A 17562-nucleotide genomic window follows, 5' to 3' on the forward strand; every position below is an offset into this window, starting at 1 on the left:
ACAGCAGTGTTTCGTGCGTTTATCAGTTGCGGGGGAGATCAGGGCTGTATGGAAATAGGCGAGCGCGTTGTTTTTTGAGCATTTTGATTTTTTCACGAACACCCGGAGTGTCGACGGTAAAAAAGAATTGTTCGGCGGAGATATTTGAAATTTTCAGCGAGAGCATCTTATCGGGGGAGGACGGCACTACGCATTCATTGCCTGAAAAAAAGGCATATACCCGGTAGTCACCCGCTTCGCCGACAGGCACCTCGATGGTGACATCCACTCCGGGCAATAACAGAGGGTAGGGTCTTTGTGCCGGCTCAAAATCCTCGGCTTCTCTTCCGGGCATAAGATGGGGGCCGTAACCCGCCTTGAACCCGAGAATATCCAGTCCCGTCCAGATGTCGAGAACCTCGAAACCCGGGGCCGAGAAGCGATGGGCCATCACGGGTGAGGACGATGCCGTGATAGTGCGGGGGAGGTGGAGTCGTCTTGCGAGGATATCGACCACGGCGGCGCTTTGCCCGGCATCCATCCTTCTGGGACTGGTATGCAGATAATAGATACTGCTGCCCGAGGGAAGGTGTAGCCGGGAGAGCAGGGGACGGTCCCTGTCCCCCAGCAGGATTTCTGCATTGGGCAGGGCGGACCATGCACCGTTTTCCAGGGGGCGCACGGATTTCAACTCGGGGAAAAGGGCGTGATCAAAGTCATTCCTTTCTGACAGGTAGTCCGTATAGTGCTGCTCGGCGCTTGTGTAATTGACATTCTCCACTCCGGGGAGGAGTCGGGCGCGTCCGTCGTCGATGCTAAAGGGGACGTTTGAGTGTAGCATCAGTGATTTCCCCGGATTTTGCAGCCACTGTCGCAGGCGCTGCGCGTCTTCCTGCCGACCGTATGGCGGTGCGTAGAAAATGATGTCGGCCTCGGCCAGTATTTCCGACATGCCCGCTCTGTCCCATTGCATAAAAGGGACGTGCGCCTGCGCCAGCATCGGACCGAAGGAAGGCCCCTGGCTCAACCCCCAGATCCAGCTGCTTACGTAATAGCCGGGCGGACGGGTGGAAATGTTGAATACCCGAGTATTCGGTCTTCGGATATTTTCCTCCCTGGCAAAGACAAACCCAAGTGCCCCGGTCATCCAGGCGCTCCAGCGGTCGAAGAGAAAGTCTTTTTGGGGTGAGGCGGGAGGGAATGCCGTAATGGCTTTCCACATATCCGCCACCCATTCGTTATGATAGCTTCTCAGACCGCCGGCGGCCAGTTCAAACGCATACAGGTAGTTGATTTCCGGTGCGAGGTAGGGCTGTCCGTGCCCGGTCTGCCCGATTTCCATGATCAGACCAAATTTCCGTCCGGCAGTTTCCGCGGAGTGTATGTACATCGGGAGGTTGTGGTAGGCGCCCCGCAGTACTGCCGGTCCCCCGAAGTACTCGATGTAGGGCAAGCCGGCATCCGCCAGCCGGACGAGAAATACATAATCTCCGCCATTGCCGAGATCCTCGGGGTTCAGGGTGTATCCATGCGTGCCATTGTGAGCTTTCGCCCAACGTCCGAAACGCTGGGCTTGGAGCAGCCACTGATAGTGATAGAGCTGGATGTAGAGCCCCAGGTTGAGATGCTCCCTGTCGCCACCGTTGGCGGCTGTCTGCTCGGAGACGGGGGAATACTCATCCCAGTTTTTGAGTTCCAGGTCTGCGGGCTGCAGGCGGAAGCCGTGATAGTACTCATAATAATCCCAAAAGTGGATCATGCCACCCCGGTTCAGTTTTCCCGGCAGACCGGGAAGAATATCCAATCCTTCATCCTTCCCGTCCAAGGCCTTCCGGTAGGCGGCTACCGAAGCATCGTCATAACCCCAGCGTCCGTTGCGATAGGGCCAGATCATGTCTACCTGTTTGAAATTATTGATGCCCAGGGATGCCGCATAGTCGATCTGGTCCCTGAGCCCTTCCTGTATTACCGGATGGGTGCCCATCACGGCATTGCTGAAGTTGTCCAGCACTTCTCCCCGCCCGTTGCACGGCATGGCGTCCACTGCGTGCAGGTACCCGGGGTCCATGCGTGCTTTTTGGAATTGGAAATACACACCTTCCGGCAGTTTTTTCAGTTCCTTATGGATGGAAAGCGGAGGAGTCCAGACCGGTGCTAGGATAAAATCCCAGTTGGGAAATTCATTTTTGACGAGCGTGGCGAGTATGGGGATTTGCTTTGCGGCGTTGGGATCGTGGATATCGAAGCCGCCTAGGGCGAGCGTGTCGCGTACGGGCAGACTGCGCACCGGGTTTGTCTCGAGAGGTGTGCTCATGCCGGTTGTCAACAAGGGTATGTCCGTCGTGAGCAGGTCATATGGCTCCTGCTGTCCATGATATTGGATGTTGAGATCGGCAAGATAGGCAAAGGCATCCGTGCGGGGCCGGGATTCCAATACCAATTCAACACAGTTCAGACGCGAGGCAGGCTCCCCCGACATGGCGAGAGGCCAGGAAAAAGTCGTCCATTTGTACGCCTGCACGGGGGAGGGATCGAAGGAAAATTTTTCCTGCGTGCCGTCTTCGCGTCCGGCAACGATTGTCGCGCCTGCAAGGCAGCCGGGGTCTTCCACCCACACTTTCAGACTGATGCGCTTGGCATGGAGTCCCACGTACGGAGGAATGATGGGCGAAAACGGAATCCTCATGTCGGTCGAGGCAAATGACAGGCGCAGGGGCTTCGCTTCTTCCTGGCTGCTTTTCAGGTGCAGCATGACAACCTTGGGAAGTCCGTCGAAGGATTCCAGCAAGGTAAAATCGATGCTATCGGAGGACAGTCGATAGCGTAGCAGAGCAGCCTCTTGAAACGTATCGCTGTGCGCATCTGCATGGACACGGGAGGCAACCGGTGGCGCGATATGCACGAGATATATGCAAAGCAGATACAGGACGGAGGTCTTTGTATTAGGAAAATAACTCATCGAAAACTCATATGTGAGCAGCTGAGCATACCGTCTTGGGGAGCAGCGGTACCTTGGCAAAAACGCATGGACAGGAGCCTCCCTGTCCATGCGTTTGTTTGCAAGGCATGGTGAAAGAGTATTTCACTCAGGTTCCGTTTCTCAGGCTTTTCGCACTCTTGTGAATCGCGCGAGCACCAGCAGCGAGAGTCCGGCGTACAACCACATGCCCGGAGCACCGCCTCCGCCCTTGTGGCTGCCTGCGGGCTTTGGGGCAGGGGGTGCGGGGGGCGGTGGATTCCCGTTGATCTCCATCGTGGAGACCACGGCTTCATCGTCCGCATTGAAGGTGATCCTGCGGATCATCCCATTGCCTGTATCCGCGACATACAGACTGCCATCCGGCCCGATGGTGATGTCCTCGGGGAGGTTGAACCAGGCGTTGCTACCGGTGCCGTCCCGGTATCCAGGCACACCCGCAATCTCGTCGATACCCGGATGCCCTGTGAGTGGAGTGACCACGCCGTCTAGGGTGATCTCGCAGATCACGGAGTTGCCTGTATCCGCCACATACAACACCATGTCCGCGCCACTGCCGCTTGCCACGATACCGCGGGGTGCGTTCAGACCGTCATTGGCATCCACCAGGGTGGAAACTTCCCATCCGCTGCCTCCGCGTGCGAGTACGCGGATTGCATTGTTGCCCGTGTCCGCGATGTAGAATTTCCCGTCCGATCCGAAGGTGATACCGGTCGGCTTATTAAAGCGGGCGTCCGCTCCGGGACCATCGACAAAACCGGACTGCCCCTTGCTTCCCGCAAAGACGGTCACCACATCCGTGCTCGACCGCCGGGCGATGACATGGTTTCCGCTGTCGGTGATCACCACTCCGATGGTGTCGGATGTGAGCCCGGATGCGTTGAGCAGTCCGGCAAGCGGACCTACATAGGCCGAGACGGTGCCATTATTGGTGCTGATGCTCCTGAAAAGGGAGTTCCCGCTGTCGGCTACTATCAAGGAGTTGTTATGTATATGAATACCGCGCGGAGTATCGAATTTCGCTTCGCTTCCGGGGCCGTTGACGACACTAGGCGCTCCGGATACCCCGGCCAGGATACCGCTGACGCCCGCAGTCGTGACCCTGTGCACGGTGTGCAGTTCCGAGTCCGTTATATATAATACTCCTGTGGTATCGAATACGATACCCGACGGCCTGGCGTAGAGCGAGGGCTTTACGACCAAGGTGGTGGTGTCACTGGTGATCGTGTCCACTTCGTTCTGTGCGATGCAGCGGTATTTCCATCCGTTCATCGCACTGTTCACATTGATTACGGTCAGGACACTCCCGTCTGAACTGATTGAATACAGCGAGGGATTGGTCGAGGCAGTGATGGTAGTCCACGTGACGCCATCCTCGGATACCTGCCATGAGAGAGTGGGGGCGGGATGCCCTGTCACGGAGACTCCGATACTCACGCTACCGCGGTCCACCACAGGTTGGTTGACGGCGGGTTGGTCGGTTATGATGGGGACGAGGTAGTCGCCGACCTGCACCAGTGTGGAACGGGAAACGGCGGGATCACCGATATCGTTGGACACGACCACGGAGTAAACGCCGCCATGGCTGGGCTGGGCGCTGGCGATGCTCAGGGTCGAGGTGGTTTCGTTTTCAATGACCTGGCCGTTCTTCATCCACTGGTAGAGGAGTGGTTGCGTGCCGTTGGCCTTGACCGTCAGGATGATGGGATCGCCCACCTCCACCTGGAGGGTCTCGGGCAGGTCGGTGGTGATGTAGGGCGGGGTGGGGACTGCGCCGAACGCAATTTCTCCGATCTCGACGGCCCTTGTGACGTAGGCGTCGGAGGCGGCCTGGCTGGTTCCCACGATCTGCCAGAGTCCGCAGCTCTGTCCGGTCAGGCCCAGTTGCACGTAGTTGTCAGTCCCGATTGTCTCGACGGCCAGATTCAAGGGTTCCCCGGTGAGCATGTTGACAGCCATGACGGTATTGTCCCCCGAGACCGCCATGTCTGCAGGGAGGCGCACTTTGAAGAAGCCCACGCAGTCCTCGTCTTCGTAGGGCAGCAACTGGATGGCGGTGGTGTCATACACGAAGTTGAAGTTGTCCAGCGCGCGGGGATGGTAGGCGACCACGGTGATGCCATCGGTGGTGCGGTAGCGGCGGAGCTTGTAGTTGTCTATCGGATCGTTCGCGGCGTCCACGGGCAGGAAGTCCTGCCTGAGTTTCGCGTCGAGGATTTTCGAGAGTATCGCCTTTTCGACTTCGCGGGTGTTGCCCTTTCCGGGAAGGAAGTGGATGTAGTAGAGGATCCCCTTGGGCAGGGAGTCGTCGCCGACGATGGTTTTCTTCGATACGAGTGGTTTTCCGTTGGCGGAGAGCAGCACATCGTCCGCGGTGGCATATGTGTAGAGGGTGGCATCTCCGTTGATCGTCAAGCCGTCGAAGCGGGTGTCCGCAGTCCAGTCTCCCTGCGCGCTCACGGGCGCGCTTGTGAATGTTTCCACTCCCGAGGCTTGGAGGTCCGATCCCAGAAGCGCGGTGGTTTGGGAGGCTGCGTTGGGTTCGTAGAAGGAAGTCCATCCTTCAAAATAATTCTCCCCGTCGGGGATTTTTCCGAGGGCGAAGCCGTTTGCGACGAAGACTCGATCGGCGGATTGTTTCAGCCAGTCGTGAATCCACTCGACCTCGGCGGCGAGATGATAGGCCGCATCATCCACAAGGATGTCGGGCATCCGGTCGAAATTTCCCATCCCGCGGACCTGGGCGAGGTCGAGTTGCAGTATGGGGTAATGGAGCGAGGCAGCCGCATCCTTGATGTGGTACTCGGGAGTTACTGCGAGCTGGGCCTTGTTGATGTCCGAGGTATGCAGGAGGGCAAAAAATCCTTCGCTACCCGGTTCGCCTGACAGGGGTCTCCTCGCGACGTTTGCGCGTGCGTCGGAGAATGCCAGCGCCTTGGCGGCAAAATCATTGTAGCGACGGGTCAGCATGGGATTTTCCATCGTTATCTCGGAGTCAATCCAGTTCAGCCAGTCGTTCTCCATGCTATCCGGCTCTTGGGATGCGGTCAGATCGTAGGAGGTCAGATACGCCACCTGCGAGGCCCAGTATGGCTCCCCGCTGCCCAGCCCGGTGACGGAGGTCTCAAGTACGAGGCGTTGCTCCTTCGGGGTGCTTGCTGTATCGCTATTTGAATACATCCGTCTGAGCACGGGGCCGCGCTCGTAGGCGGTGAAGTGTTTCGGGTTGCCGAAGTACTCGTGACCTATCACGTGCGGATAGGGCCCGCTCTGGTAGGCGAGGGAGTCGAAGCTGTTGCTATAGTGGTCCTTGTTGGGGATGACTGCGAGTTTGATTCCCCTGCCGTCGGTCTCATAGGCGCTGCGGCCGATGTGCTGGTAGAACTTTATCACCTGGTAGGCGGCGAGCGTGGACATGAGCATGTAGCGTTTTTTCTCCTGCGCCTCGGCGTCGTCTATCAGGGAGGGCGCGCGCTTGGTGGTCGGGCGGAAGTCCGCCCAGTCCGCTGCATAACCAAGGTCCTCGGGCTGCCAGCGGAAGCCGTGCCGCATCTCGAAATAGTCCCAGAAGCCGACAGGCGTCATCGTGCCGTCCTTCAGGAGGCTGGGGCGGTCCGCGGTGTCATTTCCGTTCAGGCTGTCGCGCAGGTTGGCCAGTTCGTTTTCCCCGTGGCCCCAGAAGCCCCCGCTGGCAGGGATCGCGGGCCAGTAGGTCTCGATAAGCTGGAACTCCTTGATCTGCGTCCGGGCCACGCGGTCCAACAGGAGATCGTAGGCACTCCAGACGGCGGGGGATCCGAGGTCAAAATACTTGGTCATGCCGACCGTGCCACCTAGACCGGGAGTGGTGTTGCGGGACTGCCCGTCGGCGGAGGTGAGCCATGCCTGTGCGTCGCTGATGTATTCTGACAGTCCATACGCTCCTCCCTGCTGGTAGACGGTGCCCTCCAGATTGTCCTGCAGCCACTTCTGCGAGCGGGAGAGGCTGGGGAAGGAGACATTGCCCGCGATGCCGAAGTTGCCGATGTCCGCCTTGAGCTGCAGGAGCGTGGCTCTTCCGATATCCGTGTCCAGGATATTGCTCCCTCGTCCAATGAGGAACATGCCGCGCCCGGTGGCCAGTCCTGAGCCGACTCCGGTATTGTCCGAATCCTGCCGGAAGAACTGCGGGAGATTCTGATACGCATCCGCCCCTCCGGTCACCGTCCGGGATTTCTGCCAGAGCGACGAGATGACGGTGTTGCCCGAGTCGAGCGCCTGAGGGCTCTGGATCTGGATGGTGAGGCTGGAGTCCACATCCCCGACAAGGGAAAATTCGAGGTAGTTCACATTCCCCCATGCCGGGTTGTTCTCGCTTCCCGCGGTGAAGGGATCAGCGGCGCTTACCGTCATCTCGACGAAATCAGTGGTCGCCGCGGTGAGTGCGACCTCCTTGCGCCAGTAGTCTGATTGTCCCGACAGGCGTCTGTGCGCCTTGACCACCAGCTTCACATTGGCGCCCTCCACCGCCAGCACCTTATATTTGAGCGACAGCTTGTTGAAATTCGCGACTGTAGGCAGCCACCACTCATCGGACGTCCAGCCGAGAAGGAAACCCTGGGGGTTGGCGTCCTTAGCGATCGAATACTGGAGTGTGACGGGGTCGGAGTTTTTGACCACGGAGATATCGGCGGTTCCCTTGTGTTCGTAGGTGAGGAAGTGCTCGCTGTTGCGGACCTGCTCCTCGAACTCGATGGTCAGGCTCGGTGCGTTCACCGTGGTTCCCGCCGCGCCATACACGTCTATGAGCGCACGCTCTCCGAGTCCTTCCTGGTCGGGAGCCATCACCACCATGTACAGGAGCCTCCCTCCATCGAATGCGTTCTGGGCCTTGGATACAAAGTCCGGCGTGCTTGTGAAGAATATAACAGGCGAGGAGTCCTTGGTGTTCCGGGTCACCGAGGCGAGGAGTGCCCCGGTGGTGCCTCCGGGAGTTGTCCAGGCGGTTCCGGTGGAGGCATTCTTCCATGTCACCTGGGCGGGGGTGAATGCCTCGGTCAGTTCGTACACTCCGAGCGATGCATCCTTGGTGACGCTGTTCCCATCGACATTGCGCATCCTGAGCGCCAAGCTTGCGTTGGTGATCTTGGCCCCCTCGGGTAGACCCGAAAGGTCAAAATAAAAAACCATTCTCAGGCTGCCTGTGGCATTGACGCTTCCGATGAACGCGCTGGTATCGACACCCACGGTCAACTCTTGGTCGGAGCGGATCAGGCGGGTCCGCGAGCCATCGTATTGGGCAGTCGGGAGATTCATCTGCTGAAAGGTCATCGTGCCTGCAATGCTGCCGAGCATTGCGACAAGGAAACATGTTGTGGACAGCAATAACTTGTATATTTTCATGATAGCGGTGGTCTTGAATGGGCGTTCAATCAACATGCGCCGCGAGGAAGAATGTATCCGCAACAAGGGGTGTGGGATTAACTCCGATTCGGGTAACATGGTGACGGGAAAAAGGGATTGGGTCTATTCTTGTGAGCGTCGTATTTTCTGACCAGTAGATCCACAGGGATAGCAAAAGAACCGTTCAACCCGGTGAACATCGGGATTTCCGTAGGTCCTATTTTTTGCGGATGATCACGACATCCACCCCCTCGGCGCGGTTCCTGATGCGAAGCCCGCCGGGTACATGCACCCGATAGTGCCAGCAACCGCTTTTCAATTGTCCATGCACATTTACGACACCTCCGGCCACGGGTACGGAGCCTCGCAGCCATTTCAGGTTTCCGGGACAAGGAGCGAACTCGATCAGGGACGGGTTTTTCACATCCGGCTTTACCCCCAAGATGGCGTGCGACAGGTAAAAGGTCGGCGCGGAGGCCCAGCCGTGGCAGTGACTGCGCGTGAGGCGCCCGGTGGACAGCGTCCAGAGTTCCCAGAATGACGACGCGCCCTCCGCCAGCATGAATCCCCAGTCGCGGCGGATTATATCCAGGATCTCCCTCCCCCGGTTCTCCTGTGCCAATACTTCCAATACAAAGAACATGAAGAACGGGCTCCCGGCTTTCACAAAAGCTCGGGGAGGATTTTCCACTACCTGGCGACAACGGATGGCACGCGCTCCCCCCGCCACGCCTGAAATCAGCGCGGTGGTCTGCGTCTGTTGGCTGAAGACATCGCTGCGTGAACCGTCCTTGTGTATGCAATCCAGATAGGCCTCGTGCGCCTCGTCCCACAGGTGGCGGTTGATCGAGCGGGCAAGGCTGCCCGCGGCTTTTTTCCAGTTCCTGGCATCCTCCTTTTTGCCGAGTGCGGCGGCGAGTGATGCGGCGTCATTCAGTCCCAGCACGGCGAGGCAATTCTGGTGGGTGATGATGCCGTCGCTCGGTATATCCATGGCAGCCCAGTCGAAGAGACTCCACGCATGCAGCCTGAAAAGCCCCTCTTCGGTCCGCAGTTTCAGGATGCCTTTGATATTGCGACGGAGCCACGGGTAGAGCGTCCCGATGCCCTTTTTGTCACCTGTCCATTGATAGTACTCCTTGACGGACCTCAGCCACAGGAAGCTGAACGCGGGCAGGATATTGTCCCACGCGCTCGGCACATGGCTCTCGATGATCGGGCTGCGTTCGAGGCTCTGGCCCGCCTGCAAAAGACAATGGTGCCAGAGACGCGAGTCGCCGTTTGCAATCCAGTCCACGAGCCCCTCGTTGCGCGAATCGCCCACCCAGTGCGTCTGCTCATAGGTGGGGCAGTCCGTGTAGGTGTCCTCCGCGCACCAGCGCAACGTATCCGCGCCGACCTGCCAAATCCGGTTGAGTTGCTCGTCCGAGCAGGCAAAGTTTCCGAGCCTGCGCTGCGGGTAGGTGGATACGCAGACCTTCAGGTCGTATATAAACAGCGGCCTCCCAAGATTTCTGGCCGTCACATACATGTATTGAAACCCCCTGCGCTGGAGACTGCGGAATGACTGTATGCCCTCGCGGCAGGTGTAGCGGAAGGAGCAGTTCATCCCGTTGGCCAGATTGATGCGGCCATCGACTTGTATGAACTCGAAGAAATGGAAATCCAGCACCGCGTCCTCGGGAGCGTCGATCGAGAACTCGACATTGCCCACGAGCATCTTTCCAAAATCTACCAGCATCCGGATATCATGTCCTTTGGCTGGCGGGTCCAGCCTCCAAGCTCCATTCCCCGATAGCAATGGGGCGGGATCGACGGCGGGGAGGGAGCGTGTCACCTTGTCCCCGGCACTGCTGCCAAACGAGTCTGCCTCCGCAGGGCGTATCGGCTGGAGCCACGGACTCTCCGCCCATCCGCGCCACTCCGCTTCACTGGCGAATGGTATTCTCCCTGCGATCCCGGCCGTGGCATCGGGGCTGATGGCGGCTGCCTGCAACACGCGCGGGAAATCCACCTGCCTGCGCATGGCCGCCACGCGGTCCTCGTCCATGGGGAAGGGCCCGGCAAATGCCCAGCCTTCATCTCCCTCTTTGCCACGGCACGCCCAGCGCAACGGATGATTCGCCCGCACCGAAAGCACGAAGGCTGGGAGGTGCGCCCCGCCCGCGGGCAGTGACGACGCCATCTTGTCATTGTATCCCGGATACGGAAATACCAGCCTGTTCCAGCCCCGGCGAAAGGCGACTTCCTGCCCGACGATGTCGTGGTCCGCATCATCGGGCACGGGCGGCATCACCTCACCGTTCAGCCAGAATTTCGCACTGTGATGGTGGGGGCGTATAAGTGTGACGGTCTGGCTGCGCGCGCTGTGCGCCAAAGTAGTCAGAAAACCCTTCACGAAGCAAAAGCGCGAGGTGTGGTCCTCCGGTGCGAAGCAGGGCTTGAGATTAAAATTCCAGACGGATTGCGCGGGTTTCACTTCCTCCACCCCGACTAGGCGCACCGGACGGATGCTCTCTCCCCCGAGGAAGGGGATGGGCCGTGGCGACATCCGCTTGTGGGAATCCGGTACGATCAAGGCTTTTGTCCAGCCCCGGGTTTCCCTGTAGTCTGCCTGCCGCCAGTCGTCCTCTTTTCTCGCATCGTATTGCTCCTCGAATGCCTCCTGCACGCATATGCGGGGGACATCCTCGCGTTCGGCCTGCGCGCGTGAGCACATCCAGTCGTCGCCTGTCTCGCACACGGTATTCTTCTTTTCATCCGTGATACGGGCGCACAGGCCCGGCTCTGCCGGGATATACTGAAAATTCCCGTCCTTCCAGTGGTTGACCAGCACAGCGATCACATTTTTCCCCGCAGTCAGCCACGGAGTGATGTCATGGGTTTCAAAATACCAGTGTTTGGGCCAGGAGCGAATCGGGCCAAACCCGGCGAGGTTGCCATTGATCCAGACCCAGTATCGTGAATCCGCGGAGATCCTCAGGGTGTGCCGCCAGCCTTTTCCCGCTGAAAATGTCTTTCGGAAACGCACGAGGGCATTGGGAAAAGGGGATGGCTGTCTGGTCCAGATCCAAGAGGCATTCAAAACGGAATCATCGGGGGATTTTTTCATGTTTATTTGTAAAGGGGGTAAATCCTGCGAGGACAACTCCCGCCCTCAGGTGAAAACCCGACGGGTTCATCCTGTTGAACAATCAAACGGGTTTCCGGTAGCGCGGGGTTGAAACAGCGGATGATGCGCCTTCATGACAGATACGCCTCGCCTGTTTCAATCAATCCCATCCCTCCCCCGAATGAAAGGACTTCTCGCGCTTGTACTCATTTGTCTCTGTCTGGTTGTGTACGGGGTGGATGCCGACGATGATTTCTGGGATATCCGGGTGATGCAGCAAACGCCGCAGGTGGAGTGGGGGGAGCGAATTGGGCTGGCGCAGGAGGTCCGTTATGCGGGCGTCCCGTATGAGGGGCGTCCGACGCAGGTCTTTGCATACATCGCGAAGCCGGCGTCCGGCGAGGGATCGTTTCCCGCCGTGGTGCTGGTGCATGGAGGCGCGGGAAAGGCGTATCGGGAATGGGCGGAATTGTGGGCGAGAAAAGGATACATTGCCATCGCGATGGACCTGACAGGGAAGGGGCCGACGGGTGAGCGTCTCCGGCAGGCGGGCCCGGAGATGAACCAGGCAAACATCTTTTTGCCCTCCGAAAACGATGTGGGATTGCGAAACGGTTGGATATACCACGCCGTCGCCGCCGTGGTGAGGGCGCGCTCCCTGCTGGCGGACATGCCGGAGGTGGACCAGGGCAGGGTGGGGATCACGGGCATAAGCTGGGGTGGTTTTGTTACCTGCCTCGTTGCCGGGATGGATCATCGATACGGCGCGGCTGTGCCTGTATATGGATGTGGATACATTTGCGAGGGCGGTTTCTGGAAGAATACTTTCCGGCGGATGAGCCCCGCATATCGGGAGCGCTGGATTCGCCTGCTGGAGCCTTCGAGTGTCCTAGCCCGGGTGAAATGCCCAATCTTGTTTGTGAACGGAAATAGCGACACGCATTTCCCGCCTGAGAACACTTCGCGCAGTGCGCTCCTGGTCGATGAGGCGCTGCGGCATGTGACCTTCATTGACAAGCTGCGGCACGGGCACAACTGGAAGATTCCGGAGGTGGACGCCTTTGTGAACGATGTTCTGAATGGAAAAGCATCTCTCATGCGCATTTTGCGCCCGGTGGTTTCAGGAGGCGAGGTGATCGCTACAGTGGTTGGGTCATATGAGGCGGAGGATGTGTTTTTGTACCACGTACCCCGGGCGGTGTCCTGGAAGGAAAGGGAGTGGAAAAAATTCCCCGCAAAGACCGATGGACGGGAAATCCGTGTCAGCCTGTCTGATTGCGGGGATGCGGTCTTCTATTTTTCGGTGAAGGATGACCGGGAACTGGAGAGCACCAGCATTTGCGGGACGGTGGATTAGCAAGCGCGCTCTATTGCCTTCGGAGTTGTGTCCATCCTGTTGAACGGTTTGTCCCGCTGGCTGCATAATGGATTCGTCCATACGCGGATTTATCCCACTAAATAATATAGCTGCTGACATCCCCATGCTGGCAGCCAACCCAATCCACAATGATGAAAAACCTCCGCTTTTTTGCGCTGTTCGCGCTTTTGTCTGCGATGCTCCCCGCGCTCCGGGCTGAGATGCTCTCTTTCCAGTTTGACGTAAAGCCCCACGCGTCCTTCAAGGGCGTATCTGATACTTACATCCGCGCAGATAATCCGGCGGTGAAAAATCCCGCATCCTCGGGGCTGAACGTCGGCACGGTGGCGGGCAAGGAGCAGAATGCCATGCGCACATTGCTCTTCTTCCATGTGGCCGCGATTCCCGAAGGCTCGAAAATCAAGAGCGTCAGCCTGCGTCTCTCCGTCCGCTCCGCCGCGGACAAGGACCTCGTGGTGGAAGTACACGAGCTTACCCGGCCCTTCGCAGCGTCCTATGCCTCGTGGAAAAATGCGACGCAGGACATCGAGTGGAAGACGCCGGGCGGTGATGCGGGAAACATGCTTGCGGAGCAGACCGTCCGCTCCGGCACTGCTGCGGGAGCATGGATCGCCTTTGAAAAGTCCGATGCGCTTGTGAAGGCGGTGCAGGCGGCGATTGATAACGGGTGGCCCTTGTGCTTCGTCCTCCTCGCGCCGCGCCAGGAAAAACGCGCAGACCGCGCCTTTGTATCCTTCAACTCAAGCGAAACCCAGAACGTCAACCTGCGTCCCGAGTTTGTCGTGGAGCTTGAGAAACCGTAAGCCGCGGAAACCGTATTCAACCCGAAATACACCGACTATGAAAAAGACGCGCTACTCCGTCATACTTGGGAATTTGGGCAACACCTGCGACCGTTATCTATCTTCTGGATACAAGGACAATCTTCCGAAGGAGGAGATGATAAGACAAGCGGCGACGATTGACGGCGTGCAGGGGCTGGAGCTGGTCGGATCTTGGGACATCACCCGCAAAAACGTGAAGGAAGTGCAGGCGCTCCTTGTCGGCAACGGACTGGAGTGCGTCTCGATCATCCCGGATTTCTTTTCGCACAAGCAATGGGGCTCCGGCAGCTTTTGTGCAAAGGACCCGACCATCCGCAGACTCTCGCTCGAGGAGGCGCGCACCGCCGCACGCATCGCCCGGGAGATGTCCTGTCCGCTCGTGAATTTCTGGCTGGGGCAGGACGGGTATGATTACCCGATGCAGGCGGACTACATGACCGAGCGCAAGTGGATGGCCGAGGGACTGGCGACGGTCGCCTCGGAGTTTTCCGACCTGCGCTTCGCGTTTGAATACAAGCCACGTGAGCCGCGCAACCGCTCCTATCATGCCCGCGCCGCCGACACGCTGCTCATGGTGCAGGAGATCGGCCTGCCGAATGTCGGCGTGTGCATCGATGTGGGCCACGCCCTGATGGCGGGCGAGAACGTGGCCGAGTCCGCGGTCATGCTGCATCACTACGGCGACAAACTCTTCCACATGCACTTTAACGACAACTACCGCGCCTGGGATGACGATATGATCGTCGGGTCGCTGCATTTCGTGGAGTACGTGGAACTGCTCTTCTGGCTGCGCGAGATCGGCTACAACGGCTGGTACTCGATGGACCAGTATCCATATCGTGAGGACGGCATGCGCGCCGTGCGCGAGAGCGTCCGCTTCCTGCAGGGCGTAGAAAAACTGCTCACGCCCGAAAACATGGCGGCGATGCGCGCCCTCGTCGCCAAGGGTGACGCCACCGAATCCACCGCCTTCTTCCGCGAACTGATCATGCCCACGCACAAGGGCTGAGCGGCATATCCCCGAAGGGCGGACCTATCGTCGCTTCTGATTGGGAAAACCTCTCCTTCATTTCCAAGACGGTCTCCGACAGGAGATCGTTTTTTTATTCATTTAAGCATCCTATCAGCACCACTGGATAGATGTTATCTTTTTTTCCCCATAACTGCAAACGCTCGGCTTCAGAAATCTTTTTCGCATCGACGACCTTGTACGCAATGTGCGCAACACCAGTACGCAAAGCCGCTACAACTTCTGCGACATACGGCAGATTCCGATCTTCGTAATGTGCTATGAATAATTTGCTTGGCTTCACCATTTAAGAAGATCCGCGCAAGACAAGCAATGCTTAAGCACCCGATTTCTTTTCTTTGGTTTGGCCGTTCCATTCTGACCATGCCTGTCACCTCAGGATTCGCAGCACCCGCCTGCGGTGAAAATCGGATGCGCTCAAAATCGGCGCAGCCTGCCTCTACCAGTCGTCGGTGCGGAAGGGGGTGGCGGGGAGGCCGTCCTGGTTGAAGAGGCCGGCTTTCGGGGCGTTGCGCCAGGCGTAGCGGACGGCGACCGGGGCGCTGACGCCGGGGGAGCTGATGATGACGCTCTCCCCATCGATGCGTGTATCCGCAGGATGGAACACCTTGTCCGCCCCAGCGATTTCAAAGCCCTCCGGCTGAAGTGCGAGCGGGCTGGTGAGGGGACTGCCTCCGGTGTCGAAGAGCACGCGCATGGATGAGTCCCCTTCGCGTTTTGCCGAGAGGAAAACCGGGCCGCTGTATGTGAGGCTCGTTTTCCCGTAGGTCGTGGCGAGTGCGACGAGTGCGAGGCGGCGTCCGACATTGCGCTTGTTGCGCGGATGGATGTCGGTGACATTGCCTATGTCGATCGTGACGGCTTGTCCGGTGTTGGGCAGGGCGAGCGTCTGTGTCTGTGCTTCGCGCAGAAATGCGTAGGATGTCTCATCGGGGCCGTTGGCGCGATAGTTGGCGAGCTGCACCCAGTAGAAGGGAAAGTCGCCCTGGCCGAACTCGCGCCGCCAGCCCTCGATCATCGCCGAGAAAAAGGCGCGGTACTCGTGCGCGCGTTGGGCATTGGACTCGCCCTGGTACCAGATGGCTCCGCGCAAGGCATAGGGCACGAGCGGGGCGATCATGGCGTTGTACAATCCGCAGGGTGTATCCATGTGGCCGGGACCGCGGCCGTACTGGGGCTTGGGTTTTGAGAAGGTCTTGCCCTGAGTCTGTGCGGCGGAGCGCTCCTCCTCCCAACGTTTTATCGCGGCGTCCACACTAGCCTTGGCGGCGGGCCAGCGGGCGAGAGTCTCCTGCCAGCGTGTGTGGATGCCGGCGAATTCGGGGCCGTCCCCGTTCGCGATGGTGGCGGCGTCCATCCATGCTTCCACGCGCGAGCCGCCCCACGAGCTGTGGAGGATACCGACGGGGATGCCGTCGAGGACGCGGTGCAGGTCCAGGGCGAAGAAATAGGCGACGGCGGAGAATTGTCCGACGGACTCCGGGGTGACCTTGGTCCATTTGCCTATGACCCTGGACTGCGGTTGCTCGGAGACTTTTTTGGATACAAGGAACTGGCGGATCAGGGGGTGCCGCGCCGCGATTGCCTCGAACCGTGCGTCGTAGGCTCGCGCGACCGTCCATTCCATGTTGGATTGCCCCGAGGCGAGCCATACCTCTCCGACGAGCACGTCCTTGATCGTGACGGTGTTGTTTCCGGAGATGACGAGCCTTCTTCCTTCACTCGACGGGGCAAGGGCGGGCAGCCAGGCGCGCCACTGTCCCTTGTCGTCCGCGACCGTGGTGGCGGAGTGTTCCGCGAAGCGCACCTGGATCTTTTCACCGTTGTTGGCGGTTCCCCACACGGGGATGGATTTGCCATGCTGGAGCACCATGCCGTCGTTGAAAAGGGAGACGGGGATGACATCCGCGATCAATGCCGCGCATGGCAGCAAGAACGACAGAACCATGATCCGGAGGGTGCAGGGAAGCATGGGAGTTTTCATAAAAGCGGAAGGGGGCGGTTGATTGATTCGGGGGAAAATACAACACGCGGCTAGATGAGTTTTCGACAGAATAAATCCTCCATCCCGTGCAAGTGTTCATCCTGGTGAACAGTTTTTCATGGCCGACATGTTGGGCGACATCATGAAGCAATGGCTTTCAGCAATATTTGGAAAATTCGGACCGATGTCGCTTGTTCTTTCGATTTTTGCCTCTCCTAAATATAATCGCGAATTGAGGGAGAATGATTAACAGATGGCAAAATTACCATATATGCAGTTTTATCCGGCGGACGGGTTTCAGGACTGCCAGATCCTGACGCTTTCAGCCCGCGGCGCGTGGCAATCCATTCTCCGCAAGGCGTGGCAACCCTCGACACGGGGCGTTCTCACGCTCAATCTCGTGGCTTTTTCAAGGCGGTTTTCATGCACGGTCGAACAGGGGGCAACAAGAAGCGATGTCAGCGAAAAAAACAAGCGTCCGCGCCGTGCGTAGCGCAGGCATCCAGCCTGCCGTCGGAACAGAAGGCGCGGAGTGCCGCTGACTTTTTCCCAAAAATAAATGCCGCGCTTCGCGCGATAACATCAGGGCGGCAGGCAAGGATGCCTGCGCTACGCGCTCCCCGCAACTCGCGGACCTGCGCGACTCGGGACGCATCGAGGAGGACACCAACCGCGTGATCTTTCTCCACCGTCCGAACCGAAACAGGATCACCGGGCTGGCACAGGACACGTCGCAGTCCGTATCCGAAATGCCCCCATACTATATTGATGTGATACAGGCCAAGGGACGGAATCACGGCACGTCCTCGACCTGCCTGTCGTTCGACCGCCAGACCGCGACTTTTCGCGCGTTTGCGAGATAGGCAAACCGGGACGGCGCACGGTTTCCCGCTGTG

10 protein-coding genes are annotated in these 17562 nt (G+C 58.7%); 5 read left to right on the forward strand and 5 right to left on the reverse strand.

Annotation, left to right across the window (positions count from 1 at the left end; translation table 11 throughout):
- Positions 1 to 22 precede the first annotated feature (22 nt).
- The 3 genes from OH491_RS26860 to OH491_RS26870 all read right to left on the reverse strand — a co-directional run bounded on the left by OH491_RS26860 (position 23) and on the right by OH491_RS26870 (position 11450).
- The gene (locus tag OH491_RS26860; RefSeq protein WP_068772806.1) at positions 23 to 2938 is read right to left on the reverse strand and encodes a hypothetical protein; all 2916 of its coding nucleotides are present in this window, start codon (positions 2936 to 2938) and stop codon (positions 23 to 25) included.
- 141 nt (positions 2939 to 3079) lie between these two features.
- The gene (locus OH491_RS26865) at positions 3080 to 8338 is read right to left on the reverse strand and encodes an immunoglobulin domain-containing protein (RefSeq protein WP_334319692.1); all 5259 of its coding nucleotides are present in this window, start codon (positions 8336 to 8338) and stop codon (positions 3080 to 3082) included.
- A 217-nt stretch (positions 8339 to 8555) separates the two neighbouring features.
- Entirely contained in the window at positions 8556 to 11450 is a 2895-nt protein-coding gene (locus OH491_RS26870; RefSeq protein ID WP_068772804.1) for a family 78 glycoside hydrolase catalytic domain, read from the reverse strand.
- Between the two features lie 181 nt (positions 11451 to 11631).
- Between OH491_RS26870 and OH491_RS26875 the strand changes: the two genes are divergently transcribed.
- From OH491_RS26875 to OH491_RS26885, 3 genes are all read left to right on the forward strand, one after another.
- On the forward strand, positions 11632 to 12807 hold the full coding sequence (locus tag OH491_RS26875; RefSeq protein WP_068772803.1) for a dienelactone hydrolase family protein: 1176 nt from the start codon (positions 11632 to 11634) through the stop codon (positions 12805 to 12807).
- A gap of 149 nt (positions 12808 to 12956) precedes the next feature.
- The gene (locus OH491_RS26880) at positions 12957 to 13631 is read left to right on the forward strand and encodes a DNRLRE domain-containing protein (RefSeq protein WP_068772802.1); all 675 of its coding nucleotides are present in this window, start codon (positions 12957 to 12959) and stop codon (positions 13629 to 13631) included.
- Between the two features lie 37 nt (positions 13632 to 13668).
- Positions 13669 to 14661: a sugar phosphate isomerase/epimerase family protein gene (locus OH491_RS26885; protein ID WP_068772801.1), complete on the forward strand. Its 993-nt coding sequence runs from the start codon at positions 13669 to 13671 to the stop codon at positions 14659 to 14661.
- A gap of 94 nt (positions 14662 to 14755) precedes the next feature.
- Here the strand turns inward: OH491_RS26885 and OH491_RS26890 are convergent, their stop codons facing one another.
- Both OH491_RS26890 and OH491_RS26895 read right to left on the reverse strand, forming a co-directional pair.
- Complete coding sequence (locus tag OH491_RS26890) at positions 14756 to 14968, reverse strand: hypothetical protein (RefSeq protein ID WP_145929082.1); 213 nt, start codon at positions 14966 to 14968, stop codon at positions 14756 to 14758.
- Positions 14969 to 15121: 153 nt separating this feature from the next.
- Entirely contained in the window at positions 15122 to 16666 is a 1545-nt protein-coding gene (locus OH491_RS26895) for a sialate O-acetylesterase (RefSeq protein ID WP_084442655.1), read from the reverse strand.
- Between the two features lie 118 nt (positions 16667 to 16784).
- On the opposite strand from OH491_RS26895, the gene OH491_RS26900 reads away from it, so the two are divergent.
- Positions 16785 to 16916 carry a hypothetical protein gene (locus tag OH491_RS26900; protein ID WP_334319691.1) on the forward strand — a complete coding sequence of 44 codons (132 nt, stop codon included), beginning with the start codon at positions 16785 to 16787 and terminating at the stop codon, positions 16914 to 16916.
- Positions 16917 to 17247: 331 nt separating this feature from the next.
- Entirely contained in the window at positions 17248 to 17529 is a 282-nt protein-coding gene (locus tag OH491_RS26905; RefSeq protein WP_084442654.1) for a DnaB-like helicase C-terminal domain-containing protein, read from the forward strand.
- Positions 17530 to 17562 lie beyond the last annotated feature (33 nt).

Origin of the sequence: Termitidicoccus mucosus (genome assembly GCF_038725785.1) — a bacterium.
Taxonomy (GTDB): domain Bacteria; phylum Verrucomicrobiota; class Verrucomicrobiia; order Opitutales; family Opitutaceae; genus Termitidicoccus; species Termitidicoccus mucosus.

Coding starts and splice junctions, on each gene's coding strand:
- OH491_RS26860 (WP_068772806.1), bottom strand. CDS start 2,938: ATGAGTTATTTTCCTAATACAAAGACCTCCGTCCTGTATCTGCTTTGC.
- OH491_RS26865 (WP_334319692.1), bottom strand. CDS start 8,338: ATGAAAATATACAAGTTATTGCTGTCCACAACATGTTTCCTTGTCGCA.
- OH491_RS26870 (WP_068772804.1), bottom strand. CDS start 11,450: ATGAAAAAATCCCCCGATGATTCCGTTTTGAATGCCTCTTGGATCTGG.
- OH491_RS26875 (WP_068772803.1), top strand. CDS start 11,632: ATGAAAGGACTTCTCGCGCTTGTACTCATTTGTCTCTGTCTGGTTGTG.
- OH491_RS26880 (WP_068772802.1), top strand. CDS start 12,957: ATGATGAAAAACCTCCGCTTTTTTGCGCTGTTCGCGCTTTTGTCTGCG.
- OH491_RS26885 (WP_068772801.1), top strand. CDS start 13,669: ATGAAAAAGACGCGCTACTCCGTCATACTTGGGAATTTGGGCAACACC.
- OH491_RS26890 (WP_145929082.1), bottom strand. CDS start 14,968: ATGGTGAAGCCAAGCAAATTATTCATAGCACATTACGAAGATCGGAAT.
- OH491_RS26895 (WP_084442655.1), bottom strand. CDS start 16,666: ATGAAAACTCCCATGCTTCCCTGCACCCTCCGGATCATGGTTCTGTCG.
- OH491_RS26900 (WP_334319691.1), top strand. CDS start 16,785: ATGGCCGACATGTTGGGCGACATCATGAAGCAATGGCTTTCAGCAATA.